The sequence below is a fragment of the Archangium violaceum genome, assembly GCF_016859125.1.
Lineage (GTDB): Bacteria > Myxococcota > Myxococcia > Myxococcales > Myxococcaceae > Archangium > Archangium violaceum_A.
The window spans coordinates 7,771,225-7,787,643 of record NZ_CP069338.1; the positions used below are offsets into that span (position 1 = coordinate 7,771,225).

17 protein-coding genes are annotated in these 16,419 nt (G+C 65.5%); 1 reads left to right on the forward strand and 16 read right to left on the reverse strand.

The genetic code is table 11. The features are described from left to right. The first annotated feature begins 392 nt into the window (after window positions 1-392). The gene (locus tag JQX13_RS33340) at window positions 393-1,214 is read left to right on the forward strand and encodes a hypothetical protein (RefSeq protein ID WP_203403507.1); all 822 of its coding nucleotides are present in this window, start codon (window positions 393-395) and stop codon (window positions 1,212-1,214) included. Between the two features lie 190 nt (window positions 1,215-1,404). On the opposite strand, the gene JQX13_RS33345 is transcribed toward JQX13_RS33340, so the two are convergent. The 16 genes from JQX13_RS33345 to JQX13_RS33420 form a co-directional block, all read right to left on the reverse strand. Continuing rightward, window positions 1,405-2,118 carry a DNA-binding domain-containing protein gene (locus JQX13_RS33345; RefSeq protein ID WP_203403508.1) on the reverse strand — a complete coding sequence of 238 codons (714 nt, stop codon included), beginning with the start codon at window positions 2,116-2,118 and terminating at the stop codon, window positions 1,405-1,407. After that, on the reverse strand, window positions 2,118-2,966 hold the full coding sequence (gene bufB / locus JQX13_RS33350; protein WP_203403509.1) for an MNIO family bufferin maturase: 849 nt from the start codon (window positions 2,964-2,966) through the stop codon (window positions 2,118-2,120). Before bufB ends, JQX13_RS33345 begins: the two co-directional genes overlap by 1 nt. Before the next feature lie 20 nt (window positions 2,967-2,986). Further along, window positions 2,987-3,271, reverse strand: coding sequence for a hypothetical protein (locus JQX13_RS33355; protein WP_203403510.1), 285 nt, complete (start codon window positions 3,269-3,271; stop codon window positions 2,987-2,989). Between the two features lie 86 nt (window positions 3,272-3,357). Further along, the gene (locus tag JQX13_RS33360) at window positions 3,358-4,197 is read right to left on the reverse strand and encodes a hypothetical protein (RefSeq protein WP_203403511.1); all 840 of its coding nucleotides are present in this window, start codon (window positions 4,195-4,197) and stop codon (window positions 3,358-3,360) included. Window positions 4,198-4,350: 153 nt separating this feature from the next. After that, window positions 4,351-4,908: an RICIN domain-containing protein gene (locus tag JQX13_RS33365; RefSeq protein ID WP_203403512.1), complete on the reverse strand. Its 558-nt coding sequence runs from the start codon at window positions 4,906-4,908 to the stop codon at window positions 4,351-4,353. 51 nt (window positions 4,909-4,959) lie between these two features. Continuing rightward, window positions 4,960-5,349: a DUF4280 domain-containing protein gene (locus tag JQX13_RS33370; RefSeq protein WP_203403513.1), complete on the reverse strand. Its 390-nt coding sequence runs from the start codon at window positions 5,347-5,349 to the stop codon at window positions 4,960-4,962. A gap of 71 nt (window positions 5,350-5,420) precedes the next feature. Beyond that, on the reverse strand, window positions 5,421-7,241 hold the full coding sequence (locus JQX13_RS33375) for a type VI secretion system Vgr family protein (protein ID WP_203403514.1): 1,821 nt from the start codon (window positions 7,239-7,241) through the stop codon (window positions 5,421-5,423). After that, window positions 7,238-8,329 carry a type VI secretion system baseplate subunit TssG gene (gene tssG, locus JQX13_RS33380; protein WP_203403515.1) on the reverse strand — a complete coding sequence of 364 codons (1,092 nt, stop codon included), beginning with the start codon at window positions 8,327-8,329 and terminating at the stop codon, window positions 7,238-7,240. Before tssG ends, JQX13_RS33375 begins: the two co-directional genes overlap by 4 nt. Beyond that, the gene (tssF, locus tag JQX13_RS33385; RefSeq protein ID WP_203403516.1) at window positions 8,284-10,104 is read right to left on the reverse strand and encodes a type VI secretion system baseplate subunit TssF; all 1,821 of its coding nucleotides are present in this window, start codon (window positions 10,102-10,104) and stop codon (window positions 8,284-8,286) included. The genes tssG and tssF overlap by 46 nt, the downstream gene beginning before the upstream one ends. After that, complete coding sequence (gene tssE, locus JQX13_RS33390) at window positions 10,094-10,576, reverse strand: type VI secretion system baseplate subunit TssE (protein WP_203403517.1); 483 nt, start codon at window positions 10,574-10,576, stop codon at window positions 10,094-10,096. Before tssE ends, tssF begins: the two co-directional genes overlap by 11 nt. 17 nt (window positions 10,577-10,593) lie before the next feature. Beyond that, complete coding sequence (locus JQX13_RS33395; RefSeq protein WP_203403518.1) at window positions 10,594-11,049, reverse strand: Hcp family type VI secretion system effector; 456 nt, start codon at window positions 11,047-11,049, stop codon at window positions 10,594-10,596. A gap of 54 nt (window positions 11,050-11,103) precedes the next feature. After that, window positions 11,104-12,597 carry a type VI secretion system contractile sheath large subunit gene (gene tssC, locus JQX13_RS33400; RefSeq protein ID WP_203403519.1) on the reverse strand — a complete coding sequence of 498 codons (1,494 nt, stop codon included), beginning with the start codon at window positions 12,595-12,597 and terminating at the stop codon, window positions 11,104-11,106. Between the two features lie 39 nt (window positions 12,598-12,636). Then, window positions 12,637-13,146: a type VI secretion system contractile sheath small subunit gene (gene tssB, locus JQX13_RS33405; protein WP_203403520.1), complete on the reverse strand. Its 510-nt coding sequence runs from the start codon at window positions 13,144-13,146 to the stop codon at window positions 12,637-12,639. Window positions 13,147-13,207: 61 nt separating this feature from the next. Then, window positions 13,208-14,305 (reverse strand): type VI secretion system protein TssA, encoded by a 1,098-nt coding sequence (gene tssA, locus JQX13_RS33410; protein WP_203403521.1) that lies wholly within the window; start codon window positions 14,303-14,305, stop codon window positions 13,208-13,210. After that, entirely contained in the window at window positions 14,302-15,651 is a 1,350-nt protein-coding gene (locus JQX13_RS33415) for a type VI secretion system protein (RefSeq protein ID WP_203403522.1), read from the reverse strand. The genes tssA and JQX13_RS33415 overlap by 4 nt, the downstream gene beginning before the upstream one ends. Beyond that, window positions 15,648-16,415 (reverse strand): DotU family type IV/VI secretion system protein, encoded by a 768-nt coding sequence (locus tag JQX13_RS33420; protein WP_203403523.1) that lies wholly within the window; start codon window positions 16,413-16,415, stop codon window positions 15,648-15,650. Before JQX13_RS33420 ends, JQX13_RS33415 begins: the two co-directional genes overlap by 4 nt. Window positions 16,416-16,419: the final 4 nt, after the last annotated feature.

Below are 16,419 nucleotides of genomic sequence, written 5' to 3' on the forward strand. Positions count from 1 at the left end.
CGTGGCGTCTCTCATGACCGCTGTGCCGGCGTCGAGCAACTAACCGAGAAGGGGCCAGCCCGCTGCCTGTTCGATACCGTTTTTTGGCGCGCGCAGGGAGAAAGTCTTCGTGACGTGCGAGGGATATTGATTGTTGCTCAAATGAGTTGGGCCTGGAGGCAACGCTTATTCACTCAAGGAGTGAGAACCAGTCCATCCGCCACGCAGTGCTCCACCGCTGCGCGGATGTCGGATTCCGCCACTCCCGTGGCTACACGGTGCGCATCGGGTAGGCGTGTCACATGGGGGGCGGTGGCTCTCCACCTCGTGGAACTGAGTGACGGGTCTCCGGGGGCCATACACCGGTTGTCCCGCTCTGTTCGCCTGATGCATCCGCACATGGAGAGCCGACAATGCGTGACTCCGCCTGGCTGTATCACCTCACCACCAGGAAAGTGGCCCTGCTCATCAAAGACCACGGGATGACCTCGGAGTTGATGCGGAGCGGCCGTGCAGTGGCCCATCCACAGGGAGCCTTCGCGAAGGATCGAAGGGAAAGAGAGCCAAAATCAACAAATAACAAGCTGAAGGCCTATCTCTGCGACATCCTTTCGCGCGGCGTCTCGATGGATCAGATCCGGGAGGAAAAAGGTCAGTACCAGCCCTTCGTTTTCGAGCCACAAGGCAGCAACGAAGTCGATAATCCGAAGCTCGATGGCCTCGAGAAGGGGAAATTTCTCTCGTATGTTCGATTGCTGTTGCCCAATGAGGGACAGGTCAACAGAGCCAGGAGGCTTCGACTTGGCAGGGACCCGGAGGTTGAGAAGGCGGCAAAGGACATGCTCCTGAAGGACAAGAGCCATTTCCTGGTTCGTCTCGCCATTCAATACGTGGCATGCCGATTCGATATCGAGGAGACCATCACGGCGAGCCACATCTACTTCCAGAAGCCAGAGTATGCAGCCTATTGCTACGATGACTACAAGAAAAAGCTCGGCGATGTGCCGATGGTGGTACTGCGGGTCCGCAAGGCGGACGTCTCGCTCCTGGTGGCTGACGATTCAGATTTTCGCGCCATGATGACCAGGCACAGGGTGGGAGCAGAGCTGATCCAGTTGATGGAAGCGCATGAAACAACGAAGGAACAACCTGGCTTCAAGGACCTGAACTATCGCTGCAACGCCAGCAACTGGATCCCATTGCTCTCGTGGGTCGATGGGGAAAATCAAGCATGACAGGCCCTCTTCGGGAATCACCCCAATCGGCTCACCCCGCTGGCGTCATGATGGATGTCTTGCAGCGAAGCGAGCCCTGTGGGGAGCACGTCGATTCTGTCGCCGAGCACGCGCTGCGCCGGGCCGACCGGTTTCGTGGGGGAGCGGTTCGCATGTTCCGGCCCCGCTGCAGTCCGAAGACGTCATCCCTTCAGGGGGTGAGTACCAGACCATCCGCGAGGCCGCGTTCCACCGCGGCGCGGATGTCGGATTCCGCCACTCCCGTAGCCACAGCCACCTCGGCCGGCGTTAGCCCCTCCACCGCCATCTTCAGCGCCAGCAACGCCACGTCATCCGCGGCCATGTACAGGGTCACCAGGTCTCGCGGGTGGCGCCACAGCAGCGCCAGCTCCTCGCCCGGCCGTGGCTCTCCTTCCGCGCTACCTCGGACGAAGGGGCACAGCCGCCAGGAGTGCCGCAGCACCGCGAGTGTGGGGTTGGGCGAGAGCCTCTCCACCGTCGCTGGCACCCGCTCCTCCGAGGCGTACACCGCGAAGTCCGTCCACTCGAAGCGCGCCAGCTCTGGCACCCACGCGGGAAGCCCACGTGCCGGCGCTTTGTCCGAGAGGAAGTCCGGGAAGTGCTCACCCAGCCGGTTGAGCTCGTAGTGCCGCGCGGGCCCGGTGGCGAAGTAACCCCGCACCAGTTCTTCCCAGGCGGCCTCGCCCACGCACCGACGCACCAATGGGAAGAGCTTCTCCACTCCGTCCACCACGTGGTGGCGGACGAAGCGCCCATACAGCGCCACCCGAGCGCGCGGTACCTCCCATCCGGGGTGCGCCGCGTACAGCCGCTCCAACCCCGCCGCCCCGGGCTCCGTCAGGTAGGTCCTCATGGACTCGAAGAAATGCTGAAGGCCTGGCATCACCGTTCCCCCAGCTCTCCGAGTACCGCACGCGCCCGGTCCGCCTCGTCCAGTACTGCCTCCATCGAGGGAATCTCCTGGTCCCATTCGATGAGTGTCGACACCGGACCGGTTCGCTCCAGGAGATACCGGTAGAGCGCCCACACCTCGTTGCGGACGGTGGCTCCGTGGCTGTCGATGAGGATGTCTGGCAATTCTGTGTGACCGGCCAGATGGACCTGCACCACCCGCTCCAGCGGCAGCGCGTCCAGAAATGCCCTTGGGTCGTAGCCGTGGTTGCATGCGTTCACATACACGTTGTTCACGTCGAGCAGCAGACCGCAGTCGGCCTCCTCGACCACCGTCCGGAGGAAGGCGGCCTCGGACAGGGTGCTCCCGGGCATGCGTGCGTAGTAGGTGATGTTCTCCAGCAGGAAGGGTCGTTCCACCCTCGCCATCACCTCGCGGACCCGAGACACCACGTGTTCCACCGCTTCCTCGGAAAAAGGGAGCGGTAGCAGGTCATGCAGGTACACCCCGCCCAGCCGCGCGTAGCACAGGTGGTCGGAGAAGAAGGGCGCGTCCACCCGCTCCACCAGAGCCGCGAGCCGGGTCAGGTAGTCCTCGTTCAGGGGCTCGGGCCCGCCGATGTCGAGTCCCACCCCGTGGGGAATCACCGGCCAGCGCTCGGCACAGGCGTCCAGCGCCCTCTGCGCGCGACCCCCCAGGGTGAGGAAGTTCTCGGAGACGAGCTCCACCCAATCGAGTGCTCGCTGGGTGCGAGGGAGTTGCTCATAGAAGTCCCGCCGGAGCCCGATGCCGGCTCCCAGCGGCTTCAATCCCTTTCTCTGTGCATGGCTCGCCGTCATGAGGGCCTCCGAGAGACGGGCTACCTGCCACCCGCGCAGCTGTTCTCGCCGCAGCCTCCCAGGGAACCCTTCTCCGGAGTTGCGGCCTTCTGGGCGCCGCTGCAGGATCCTTCGCCGCACGAGGCCTCGCCGCCCTTCTGGGTGGCCTTGCCGCTGCAGGAGACCTCGCCGCTCGTGGTGCTACACGAGCCCTGCGCGCCCTTCTCCGTGCGAGGTGCCGCGGAACCACTGGCGGTCGCACACCCCGCCGCGAGCGAGCCGAGCGACAAGGTGCCGATGATCGTCGCTAATGCCTTGGTATTCATATGTCAGTTCCTTTGGGGTGGTGAGACTGTGTTTGGGCAGAGAGAGGAGGATGGACGTGACGAACATTTCATGCGTCCCCGAATGATCACTGATGCGCGTGAGCGCTAGCTCCCTTGCCTGATGCCCCGTTGCAGATGCCGCATGCGGGGACGAGATTGATGAGATTGTTCACGCAAATCTTTTCGGTTCGACTTTGGCCGTAGTACATCACGCAAACTGACAGGAATGTCTCGCCGTACTCGGTGATCCTGTATCGGTCCTGTTTGGCTTGTGCGTTGATGTGCGCGAGCGGATCATTGGCTGTGGCGAGCGCGTTGACCCGCGTAGCCAGCCCCGACTGCCAATTCCCCCAGCTCCATCCTTTGGGAGTGATCGGCTGGATGTTGCCATTTTGCATGATGTTGTCCAGCTGCGTGGCCTTTCGGCCATGCGCGCCACTGCCAGCGTACTGATTGTGGAGTGTGTGTAGAGACTTCAGAATGGCCGGGCCTGGACGCGATTTGGGCTGGCGGTGATCAACTTCAATCAACTGCTCTGGGAGGACGATGCCGCAATAGTGGCACGGATAGGTCCACACGTTTTGGCTCTGCGTCAAATTGCCCGCGGCATTGACAAGGTTCACGGGTCGTGGCGCCCTCATGTATGCTGTTTGCCAGCCTGGGTGGTTTTTTACGTTGGAGTAGGTGTTGATGTATCCCGCCTCAAGACGGGTAAGTGTTGTGATGATGATGTCTTCCGGTACCCTTCCATGAACGTTTCCTGTCTGGTCTCTGAGGCAATACTCCCAGATGCTGTTGGTGTGATGGCGAATCAGTGTCTTGCCATTTATCCGAGTCAGTCTCCCAGCTGTTCCGGATGCCGTTTGGCCTGACTTGCTGGAGTGACTCATGTTGTAACGGAGGAGAACATTCTGTGCGTTCGGCATGGGGTATATCCGTTGTTGGTTGAAGGTGTGCTGTGTTGATGTTTGGGACATGGAGCATTTCGTGCCCATGGAAACAGCATACATCCCCACCGCTCCCCTGCGCCCCTATCCGCTCATGGGGTTGATCTGAATTCCGCCAGCCCCGATCTCTTGCTATTCGTTGGCTGGATTGGCTCTCTGCTGGGCCACGGTGGATGCCGTCGTCTGTGGAGCGCTGATGCGGAACCGCTGTTCGTCCTGTGATGTGCAGTTCGCCTGGATGAGTGAGTTGCCGGTAGTGGCGCCGCCCCCATGCGCTGCCATGCACTTGTCGCTGAGCTTGTTGCGGAGCTCCCGGTGGCCATCGGTGCCCCGCTCGCTCACGTGGAACACCTGACATTCCGCGCCATTGCACGGCCGTTGGACGATCGGGGCTCCCTCCTCGCGGCTCCCATCTTTGACATCCACGCACTTGCCGCTCTGCTGGGAGATGATGTTGAAGAGCCGGTCCTCGGGATTTCCGACTGGCTTCAGGCTGAAGCCCTGGCCGGGTTGGAGCTGGAAGGGCGACAGGACGACCGCATCCTCATCCTTCCCCGCGGAGCCGCCAACGGTCAGCACCTGCTCGCTGTCCTTGAGCGTGATGGCGAGAGGCGGTTCTTCTGCTCGAGCTGCGGCACCCATTCCGAAGGTCGCGGCGGCAACCATGGCCATGCGCATCATTCGTTTCATCGTGTGTTCCTTGTCTCGTGAGGGGCAACGCACCTGGGAGGGAGAGCCACTTCAAGGCACTTCCACGGTGAGCTGGCCGGGCTGGATGATTTGGATGATGCCTCCCCAGGTGCACATCAGCCGGGACTGGTCGTCGAGGGCGGGAGCTCCTCCCACCACCACGGTGGGCGCGCCCACGACCCAGGGAGCTGGGGTCACCGGTATGCAAGGCATGGGGGTCGGCACGCCCAGGGCCGCGGTGGTCGCGGCGATTACCGTGGGGTTGAGCGGTGACATGCACATTCCAAACGGAGGAATGTTCGCCACGGGAGCATGGTCCTGGATGTTGGCCGCCGGGCTCCCACCAACGAGCACCCTCTTCACGGGCGGTACCACGAGCGGGGACGGCGTCATGCCAAAGCTGCACCGCATCATCGCGCCCATACAGACATGCCGAGCCATGAGTGCTTTCCTTTTCAGTGTTGGATTCACTTGTTTTTGAGAGAGGTTCCGCGCGCCGGTTGTGACACGCTTCAATCAGCAGTGTTCTTGGGGCGCTTGGGGTTCGCACCGCCTCCAGACAGCGCACTGCCTCCCGAGTTGATCTTCACCAGCAATCCCTGGATGGAAACTCCGCTCGCATCGATGGTGATGAAATTGCCGGGCCCGGGCCCCTTGAGGGTAAGTCCGCTCGTGGCCTCGATGATCACCTTGGAGGATTTCAGGTGGACCTCCTCGCCTGCCTCCAACGCATGCCGCTTGTTCGCCTTCACCTGCAGGTCCTCGCCCACGGTGAGGGATTGTCCCTGCTCGACACTCACGATCTGGTCCTTCTTCACCACCAGCGTGTCGTCGTTGCCCACCTCGCGCAGGCTGTCCTGCTCCACCGCGACCTTCATGTCCCGGCGGGCGTGCAGATACAACTCCTCCACGCCCTTCTTGTCCTCGAAGCGCAGCTCGTTGGGCTGCCCTTCGCCGGAAGGGGCGCCGCGGATCGTGCTCTTGGTCTGCTCGGCGGACAGGGGATAGGGCACCCGCTGCTCGGCGTTGTAGACCGAGCCGGTGATGATGGGCCGATCCGGATCCCCGTCCACGAACGTGACCAGGACCTCCTGGCCCACGTGGGGAAGGAAGAAGGTGCCCCAACCCTTGCCGGCCTGGCTCTGGGCCACCCGTATCCAGCAGGAGTCCCGGTCCTCCCGGTCCCAGGGGAAGCGCACCTTCACGCGGCCGTAGCTGTCCGTCCAGATATCCCTGGCACCCGACTCGCCCACCACCCGGGCGCTCTGTACGCCCGTCATCACGGGCCGAGGCGTCTCCCGGGGCGGACGGAAGGGCGTGGCGGCCGGGAATGCCTCGAAGCTGTTGGCGTACTGCTCCACCGTGGCCGAGTGGGAGACCCACCGCAGCACGTAGTCCCCATTGACGTCGTCGCGGTCATGTTCCGTCAGCGAGAAGCGGTGGCCGGGGATGAACCAGCGCACCCGGCTCTGGCCCCTCAGCGTCCGGGCTCGCACCTCGTGGGATTCCAGGCGCACCCGGCCGCGCTGCTCGCCCACGTGCTGCTGGGTGAAGTTCCCGGGGTACTCGTACTGCTCGAAGCGGGCCTGCTCGCCAGCGACCTTCGTGCGCAGTCGCGTCGAGGGCGTCACGAAGTAGTAGTCCCCCAGGGCATGGACATCGGGGACCACCTGCTGCTCGAGCTCGCAGCCGGTCACGGCGTCGTCTGTCTTCACCGTGGATTGATGCCCCTGCACCCTCGCCACTCCCGGCCCGGGGCAGGGGGCGTGGGCGCCGGCATCGTCCGCCAGCACCAGTGTGTGCCGTGACTCCGAGTGCTCGAAGAAATAGAAGATGCCCTCGTCCTCCATGAGCCGGGAGACGAAGTCGAAGGTGGACTCCTGGTGCTGCACGCAGTACTCGCGAGGTGGGTAGCTGCGCTGGAGCTCCATCCGGAAGTCGGTGAAGCCGTGCTCGGTGAAGAGCTGCTCGAGGATCTGCGGTACCGTCTTGTCCTGGAAGATGCGGCTGTCTCGGGTGAGGGTGAGCAGCCACAGCCAGGGACGCAGCTCGGCGATGTACTTCGTGAAGTCCGGGTAGGTGCCGGCCTGGACGAAGCGGGTCACCACTCCGTGGAAGAAGCGTTCGCCACCGCGGACCAGGTCCAGGGTGATGGCGGCGTCCTTGCCCACCACCTGGGCGAAGTCCACGTCGCGCTGCTCGGAGCGCAGCTCCAGGGTGAAGTGGAAGGGCCGTGAGAGGGATTCCTCTCCATGGAAGCCGTGGAGCAGCAGCACGTCCTTGCCCAGGGGAGTGGTGAGGGACAGGTAGACGCGATCCTGGGTGTAGCTCATGTTCCGGCCTCTTCTCGTTGTTCGCGCAGGTGGCGGGGTGGGAGCGCCACCGTCCGCAATCCCTGTTGTCCGGGCCTGGCGCGCAGCCAGGACGTCCATCCCAATCGCGGGCTCCGGTGATCACCCACGTTGCGCAGGGGCAGGGCGGGGATGTCCTCGGCGCGTGGCCGCAGCACCAGCGCCACCTCCGGGCCCGGGCCGAGCGCGAAGCGGGTGAGTGAGCGCAGCGCGGCCAATTCCTGACCACCGGGCAGCAGGCGCTGGTAGCGGTGCCACGAGAGGGGGCCGAGCTCCAGTTCCAGGCCCGCCTGTTCCTGCCACGCGCGCCTGCCGAGCACCGCTCCCTGGCCGAGACGCTGGTTGCGGCCGGTGGGTCCCAGACGCGTCCACTGTTCCTCCTCCAACTCCAGCCAGGACCCACGGGGCAGCCGGAGGCGCACGTCCAACCCCAACCAATCCGAGAGCATCGCTCGCAGCGCCCCCACGGACACGGGCCGGCGCGCCAGCAGCCCCGCGTAGCGCAGCAACACCGGGTCCTTCACCTTCAACCGACCCTGCATTCCCTGGGTGCCCAGGCCCATGAAGGCATACAGGTAGCGGGCCACGTCATGAGTCTCGGGTGCGCCCTCCGCCAGCCACACCCGGCGGAGCTGCCGCCCCCGGTACAGCAACGACAGCAGCCGGTGGTGGAAGATATCCAGGAAGTCGCGCATCCCCGTGTCCCCGGCGCGCGTCCGGTCCCGCAGTTGCTGGGCGAAGGGCCTCGGCAGCGGCCCCAACGCCCCGCCCAGCCCGAAGAAGGCCACCGTCATCTCCGGCACGCCCCCCCGCTTCGGTGCATCCGCCTTCTCCGGGGGAAACTCCACCTGGACGATGTCGCTGGGCGGGAAGGACATCTCCACCGTGGAGCGCAGGCGCACCGGCTCCTGGCGGAACGACACGCCTCGGCCCGCGGGCGCCTCCTGCCCCGGGTGGAGCAGGCGCAGCAGGCGCATCGCCTGGAAGAAGTCGAAGCGGTAGCCGGCCTCGCGGAGCTCCTGCTCTACAGAAGGGGCTGGTCGCCGGTCCTGGGTGGCCATCTCATCCATGTGCCCTCCCGTTGCTCGCTCTTCGCCACGAGCTGGGTAAAGGAATCCACCGCGGCGTACAGGCCGAAGAAGTGGCTGAGCACCGTCCCGAGCAGCAGGGCGCTGCTGCCCACGTAGAATGACTCGTCGAAGGTGAGGGTGAGCTCCAGGCCCCGGCAGAAGCCTCGCCAGGCATCCCACCCGCGTTGTCTCACCACCGGCCGGCACTCCAGCTTCGTCAGTCCCTGGAGCTGTTTCTCGGCGACATCGCCTCCGGAGCCGTCATGCAGCCGCAGCAGCTCCTCGAGCGCCTCCAGCGCCTGCTCGCCTCCGCTGAGCGACAGGTGGTGCAGGGACAGCAGGGAGACGAGCTGCCAGAGCGTGGGGCCTCGCTCCGGAGGGAGGCGCGGCGGTGTGGGGCGGCGCAGGCAGCGGATGGAACCCACCGGAGCGCGCTGCTCCACCTGCAGCGGTGCGCCGGTGGCGAGCTGCACGGGCAGCGAGCCGTTGGTGCACAGCGTGTGTGCGTAGAGCGTCTGATCTGCTGGAAGCCGGGGGTTGAAGTCCAGATCCACGAAGGACAGCAGTACCCGTGAGCCCCTCGCGTCCGCGTCACCGGTGGGCTGGCGCCGTGCGTGCCAGAAGGCGCGTGGCTGGCTTCCTCGCTCACGGTGGTGCCAGGAGAAGATGGGCTCCACCACACGCGTCCGCTTCTTCTCGTCGGGTGACGCGCTGACGGAGACGATGGAGTGCAGCTCCACCTCCCTCGGGCGGCGGGCGTCGGGCACCAGCGGATACTCGGTGCGGCGCTGATCCATCCGCAGGGGCTCGGCCAGCTTGGGAAAGAGATTGATGATGGGCGTGCAACCCAGCCGGAACATCTCCGGCGAGACCGCGAGACCCTCGTCGGGCTCATCGTCCAGGAGCAGGAGCACCTCGAGTGTCTTCTCGGCGGATTGGATGCACTCGCGGCTCAGCGACAGCTCGGTGAAGAGGAACTTCTCCGGGAAGGCGAAGTACTCCCGCAGCAGTCGGTAGCCAGGGTGGGCGTGGGGCGGGTTGGGCAGCACCTCCTCCTCCGGGCCAAAGCCCAGTTGTCGCAAGCTTCCCGCAGGCAGAAGGTGGGGTCTGCCCGGTGGTCCATCGGGTATGAGCGCCACGCTCTGGATGTGACCGGTGAGCAATTCGTAGAGGCGGAAGGCCACCTCCGAAGGCCCGTCGAGGAAGAACCGCAGGTGCTCGATATCCAGATCCTGCCATCGGGCACCGTTGAAGGTCTCCAGCCGTAGCCGAAGCACCGCCGACACGTTCCGCTGCTCACGCAGCCACTTGTGGGCAAGAGGTGACTCCAGGCACGCCTCGGTCACCTTCAGCGGCCAGAGTGTGACCGGGTAGCAGGTGCGAAAGCGGCAGACCTGCCCCGGACGAGGCTCGGCGAGCAGGGGCGTACCGCGCTCGATGCGGGTGCCCGCCAGGGACAGGCCTGCATCCGGATCCACCTTGAAATAAGCGATCGACATGGAGGGCTGCGGCTCCACCAGATGAGGGGCCAGTTGGCCCAGCAGGCTGGTGCCAATCTCCGGCAGATCGCTGTCGAAGGCGAGCTGGACGCGCGCGGTGAGGAACGCGAACGACTCGATGAGCCGCTCCACGTGGGGATCCCCCACCTCGCCATCCGCCAGTCGTAGCCGCGGGGCCAGCTTGTCGTAGCTGGCCGAGAATTCCGCCCCCGCCCCGCGCAGCCAGGCCAGTTCCCGTTGGTAGGCCTTGAGCAGCTCGTCCTGGCTAGAGCCCATCGCCCACCTCCACCAACCGTCCGCTCCGGTCCAGCCGAAGCGGAAGGGAAAAGGGTTCAAGGTTGAGCCCCGGAGCGAGCCGGGCGGTGAGCACCGCCACCACGGCTCCCTCCTCGGAAGGAGGGAGCCTCACGGAGACCTGGAGCTGGCACAGACGTGGCTCGTAGGCCTCCACCGCTCGGGTGATGAGCCGCTCCAGGCGCCGGGCATCCTCTGGAGCCGAGCCGAGGGACCACAGGTCCGGCAGTCCATAGTCCAGGACGGATCGCTCGCCGGGTTCGAGCGACTCGGCCTCCTTGACGGAGAGCGTGCAGCGGGTGCCCAGCACATGGGCCACCTCTCGCCTCACCGAGGCGCGCAACGCCTCCTCCGGGTCCTGCGGCTCGAAGGGCTCGCCAGTCGCCCCTTTCAGGTCCATCAACCTGTCCAGCAGTGGAGTGGAGACTCCGCCGTCCTGGTGTGCGGCTCTCATGCGTGCTTCTCCCGGGCTTACTTCTTCGCGTTCGTTTCCAGGTCCCAAGCCGTCGAATTGCTGGCGCCCTCCGTCCATTTGATGGACGAGTAGTTGAGCGTCACCGTCTCCATGGGATCGTCCCCCGGGCTTCCACTGATGGACACCGAGGTGATGAAGACCTTGTCCAGCTCGAAGGAGAAGATCTTGCTCTTGTTGTTGCCCTGGATGCTGATGGTGGCCTTTCCGACCTGCTCGCCCGAGCTGCAGTACAGGAAGAGATTGGGTGTGGCGTCGTCTGCCTTCTTGACGATGGTGAAGGCCTCGTGCTGGCTGCGGCCCTGTCTGTCATCGCCCTCGTTGGAGCGCTCACCGCTGGTCATCGGGAAGGAGACGCCGTGGCTGAAAGAGAACACCTCGATCTGGCCCGCGAAATCAGCGTTCTTGGAGGCGCCACTGATCTTGTCGATCTTGAGATAGATGCTGGATGCCATGTCTGGTCATGACCTCATGGAGTGGAAGGGGATTCACTGAGGAGGAGGAGTGCTTCAGGCGGCCGGGGTGGGCAGATCGGCCACCAGTCGGATGGAGGCGGTCAGCTCGTTGAGCTGGAAGTGGGGGCGGAGGAACACCACGGCCCGGTAGGAGCCGGGGCGGCCGGGGATGTCGGTGACGTCCACCCGCGCCTCGCGCAGGGGCTGGCGGGCCTTGATGGAGAACGACGCGTTGTCGTTGATCTGCACGTAATTGCTGATCCACCGGTTGAGGAAGGTGGAGATCTCCTGGCTCGAGGAGAAGCCGCCGATCTTGTCGCGCATGATGACCTTGAGGTAGTGAGCGAAGCGTGAGGTGGCCATCAGGTAGGGGAGCTGGGCGGACAGCTCGGCGTTGGCATTGGCCTCGGGCGTGTCGTAGCGACGCGGCTTGTTGGCCGTCCGCGAGCCGAAGAAGGCCGCGTAGTCGGTGCCCTTGCAATGGCAGAGCGCGATGAAGCCCAGGTCGCTCAATTCCTTCTCACGCCGGTCGGTGATGGCCACCTCGGTGGGACACTTCTGGGCGATATCCCCCTCGTCGGTGCGGAAGGTATAGGTGGGCAGTCCCTGGACGATGCCGCCGCTCTCCACGCCTCGGATGTTGGCGCACCACTGGTAGAGGGAGAAGGCCTGGGTGATGCGCTGGGCCATCGCATACGCGGCATTGCCCCACAGGTACTTGTGGTGATCACGCCCGTCCACGTTCTCGGTGTAGTTGATGCCCTCCACCGGCACCGTGTCGGGCCCGTAGGGCTCCCGCAGCAGGACGTGCGGCAGCACCAGCGCCACGTAGCGAGAGTCCTCCGACTCCCGGAAGCTGCGCCAGCGGATGAGCTCGGTGCTCTCGAACAGGCGTGCCAGGTCCCTCGGGGCGCCGAGGTCGGTGAAGCTGTCCATGTCGAACAGGGAGGGGCTTGCCGCGGAGATGAAGGGAGCGTGGGCGGCGGCGGCCACCCGGGAGATGGACTCCAACATCGCCACGTCCTGCGGTGCTCGGCCGAACTCGTAGTCGCCGATGAGCACACCATAGGGCTGGCCACCGAAGGTGCCGTACTCCTCCTCGTAGACCTTCTTGAAGAGGTTGCTCTGGTCGAACTCGGGTGCCCGCTCCATGTCGTTGCGCAGCTCGTTCTTGGTGGCGTGCAGCACGCGCAGCTTCAGGTTCGTCCCCGTCTCCGAGTCGAACACCAGCATGCGCAGTCCCCGCCAGGAGGCTTCCAGCCGCTGGAAGGGCTCGGCGTGCAGCACCTCGTCGAGCTGAGCGCTCAGCAACCCGTCGATCTCGGTGATGCGCCGGTTGAGGAGGGCCAGCACGTCCACATCGGCGGTTGCCTCCGTGGAGAGCGCCTGGGCCACGAACTCGCCCACCAGCTCCCGGGCGCGAGGCTGTTGGTTCTCGTCGCGCGCCAGCCTGCCCTTCTCGATGAGTCGTGCCAGCAGTCCCGGGGCCGGTTCCTCCACGGGGGCCTGCTTCTCGGCGGATGCCATCTGCGTCGTGTCGTCAGCCATTGTTCTTCTCTTTCTGTGGGGTGGGGGGGAGGGGGCGGGTCAGGGATTGCTCTTCGCGTTCAGCTCGGACGCGAGCGCCTGGAGGCTGGCCTTGTCCTTCAACGCGGACCGCAGTTGCTCCATCAGCGCGTCATTGCCATCCAACTTGGCCAGCAGGTCCACCAGCCGTTCGCGCGATTGCAGGAGCTTGCTCAGGGGCTCGATCTTCTCGACGATCTGGCGTGGGTTGAACGCATCGAAGCTCTCGAATTCCAGCTCCACGGGCATGCGGTTGTCGCCGCCGCGGAGCTTGTCCTCCACGGACAGCTTCAATCGGGGTTTGATGGCGGCCATCACCTTGTCGAAGTTGTCGCGGTCGATCTCCACGAACTTGCGTTCCTTCAACCGGGGCAGCCCCTCGCGCTGACCGGCCAGGTCCGCCAGGATGCCGACCACCAGTGGGAGCTCCTTCTGCTCCACCGCGTCTCCGATCTCCACATCATAGGTGATCTGCACTCGAGGGGGGCGGATCCGGTCCAGCACGTGTTGAATGCTTTCTTTCGCGGGCATTGTGTTTCTCCTTGTTGGGGGTTGGGTGGGGTGCGTGGATTTGTGATGACGAATGACGGATTCACTCCCGCTGCTTCATGCCGAGCAGTGTGTGGAGTGCCTCCACACTGGAGGAGTCGGGGACGAGCTCCTCCAGGAGTTTGTCGAGAGACAGCTGGCCCCAGGCCATGGCGCGTTTGACCAGGTAGGGGACGGGACTGTGTGGCTCGGTGCGCAGCAGGTAGTCCGCTGCGTGCCCGAGGAGTAGATAGGCCTCTTTCCGGCTACGGATGACGCTCGGGACCTGCCCCGGTCCGAGAGGCGGGGACGGAGCCCCTGGTTCGGTGGTGACCTCCGGTGGGTCATCTGTCAGGGAATGAGAGGCATTGCTTTTCAACAGGGCAATCAGTGCCTGGATGTCACCCAGGACGGCGCGGGTCCGGCGGAGGGCCGCGGAGGTCTGGTCCAGCCGCGTATCGAGCGCCTGTTCCAGTGCGGAGATGGCCTCGAGCGCATCCGTGAGCTGCTGTGCGAGCGCGACGAAGGTGGGCGCGGGTATCTGGGAGGCGGCGGCCATGAACCGCTCCCGGGTCAACGGGGGAGGATCGGTACCATCCGGTTGCTCCTTCTTCTTGGCATCCTCCTGCTTGCCGGGTTGTTTCTCCCGGAGGAGGATCTGCTGCCAATCCGCGAAGCCATACGTCACGGCTCCGGGGGCGGGTGGCCGGATGAGGGGCTGCTTGCCCAGCGCGATGAAAAGTTTGTCATCGAGCCACTTCAGCAGGGAGAGGCGGGCCTCCGGATCGCCATCATCGAGAGTGGGCCAGAGTGTGTCCCAGAAGTGTTCCACCAGCGCGGTAGACAGGTTCAGCCCCCACCGCAGGCCGGTGAACCCCTGCTGCATCACCCAGGCCTCCGTGAGCCAGACGGCGAGCTGGAGGTCCTTGGTTTCACGCGCCAGGGCCTGCTGGCAGAGCGCGCTCACCTGCGCCCAGTCGGCCCGTTTGAGCGAGACCTGCCAGACGCCCTGAGGCAGTGAGGGATCATCCTCGCGGCGTGCCTCGCGAATGTGCTCGTAGATCGGCTCGTAGCGAAGGTTCCGCCCCGAGGGCGCCTCGGGGGAGATGGGTTGCAGGAGCGACTGCAGGTCTGGCGGGGAGGCGGAAGTCGTATCCGTCATGGTGGGTTCCCATGAGAGGTGGTGGCCGCTCCAGGCCGGGGGGGTGGGGCGTCATCCCAGGCAGAAGTCCGCCGGGTGACCTTGGGTGGCGGAGCGTCATCCCAGACAGGCGTGCTCGGGGCTCGCGGCGCCTGGATGGGCTGGGGAGCACGCGCCATTCGAGGGGTCTTCCGTGGAGGCTTGGGTTTCGCCTTGGCCCGGGGCCGCTCCGGCGGCCTGGGTTCCGGTGGCGGAGGTGTGCTCACCACGGTCTGTGTCGGGTGGGGGTGGACCGGAGTCGCCACCTTGGCGGGACGGAGTTGTGCCCACGTCACCCCCAGGCCGCCCACCGCCAGCAGCACGCAGGCGGCGAGCACGGTTTGGAGCATCGCGATCTTCCGCCGGTTGCCGCGCGCGGCCTCCGGATCCGGGCCGGCGAGGCCGCTCTCCGGGAAGATCTTGCGCTCCACCAGGTGGGTGACGAACGCCGGAGAGCGCAGCCCGGAGGCTCGTTTCCCGCCGCTCGCGGATGCTCCGTCGGCCTCCGGGTCTCCGCAGAAATAGAGTCCCCGCAGCATCGAGGGCCGCGTGTAGGGCGTGGACTGGAACAGGACGTCGAGCAGCCGCCGTACCGGTTCGGCCAGCTTTCGCAGCTCGGTGGGGAAGAGGAAGGAGTCCTCGCGATCGGAGGGCTCTCCCCACCCATCCGCGAGCAGCTCCAGTTGCATCTGGCTCAGCGCCCGATGGATGTCCTGGAAGGCCTCGTCCACCCAGGCGGGCGCGTAGGCCTCCTCGGGAGAGTAAGGACTGGACCAGCCGAGCATCTCGTCCCGCGTTCGCGGAGGCAGGGTTCGGCAGAAGGCGGAGAACCCGGGAATGGCGTCCGCTTGGGTGATGACGACGTAGATGGGGACGCGGACGCCCAGCTCACCTCGCAGGGACTGCAACTTCTCGAAGAGGCGCTGGGCCTTGCGATCGAGCTGGACCTCGTCCAGTGCCTTGGGGCCGGCCAGCTCGGTGGCGGGCACGGCCAGCATCAGCCCATCGATGGGCCGCTGACCGCGGAGGTGCCGCAGGCGCCGGATGACGGAGCGCCAATCTTCCGTGGGCTCCTCGGTCATGGCGGGCATGTCGAGCACGACGCCCTGCTCGAAGAGCCAGACACCCCAGCCGTCCCTCGCCATCTCCTTCTGGGTGGGAGAGCCGTAGGGGCGGCGCAGGTCGATGCTCGCCGCCAGTGAGGTGCGCCCCGAGCCTGGTTCGCCCACCACCATGAGCCAGGGGACCTGGTAGCGCCGCTCCCGGTGGCGGCCGGTCGCGCCCATCCGGTGCAGTGTCGTGTCGAGAGGTGCATGTCGGGCGGTCATGGGCGGGACTCCTGCGTGACGGAGGTCGAAGAACGGTGGGCGTGCGAGCTGACGAGGATTCCTCCGGCGGCGAACGCACTCACGAGCACGGCGGCGATGGCGGTGGTCCAGGGCCAGCGGCGCATGAAGCGTCGATCCGTCCGCTCATCCCGGGTGTGTTCGTAGGACTGGGGCACCAGCCGGCGGGCGGGCGTGTCCGGTTCGGGGCGTCGCCGCCAGGTCAGGGTGTAGAGCTGGCATTGCAGATCCTGCAGCAAGGCCTCGGCCCCGAGCCCCCGGTAGCGGCCCTGGAAGCCGAGTGCGAGCGCCATCAGGTACACGGCCGCGATCTCCGCGCGTGCCGGATCCCTCTCGCGCAACAAGCGTTCCACTTCCTCGAAGATCCGGTCCCCGGCGACGTGGGTGCCGAAGAGCTCGTCCTCCAGCAGGTTCTCCCGCCAGGCTTCATGGCCGTACCAGGGCGTGTGAACCATCATCTCGTCGGCGAAGGAGGTGAGCACATAGCGGCACTCCTCGAGATGGCGCTCGATGAGCGAGCCACGCGGGGCCCCTTCGATGCGGGTCTGCTCCTGAACGCGATGGAGCAGTTGCCGCCGGAGCTCCTCGACGGTGGGGCCCGGTGTGAACCTGCTGTTGAAGCGGGTGGGGGTGGAAATGGCCTGGAGTTGCTGGCGCAGCTGAAGGATCTCCGTGAACACGATACGGGACTTGTCGAGGAGGGGCGTGCTCTCGGAGGAGGGGGGAGAGATGTCTGGAATTGGCATGGGG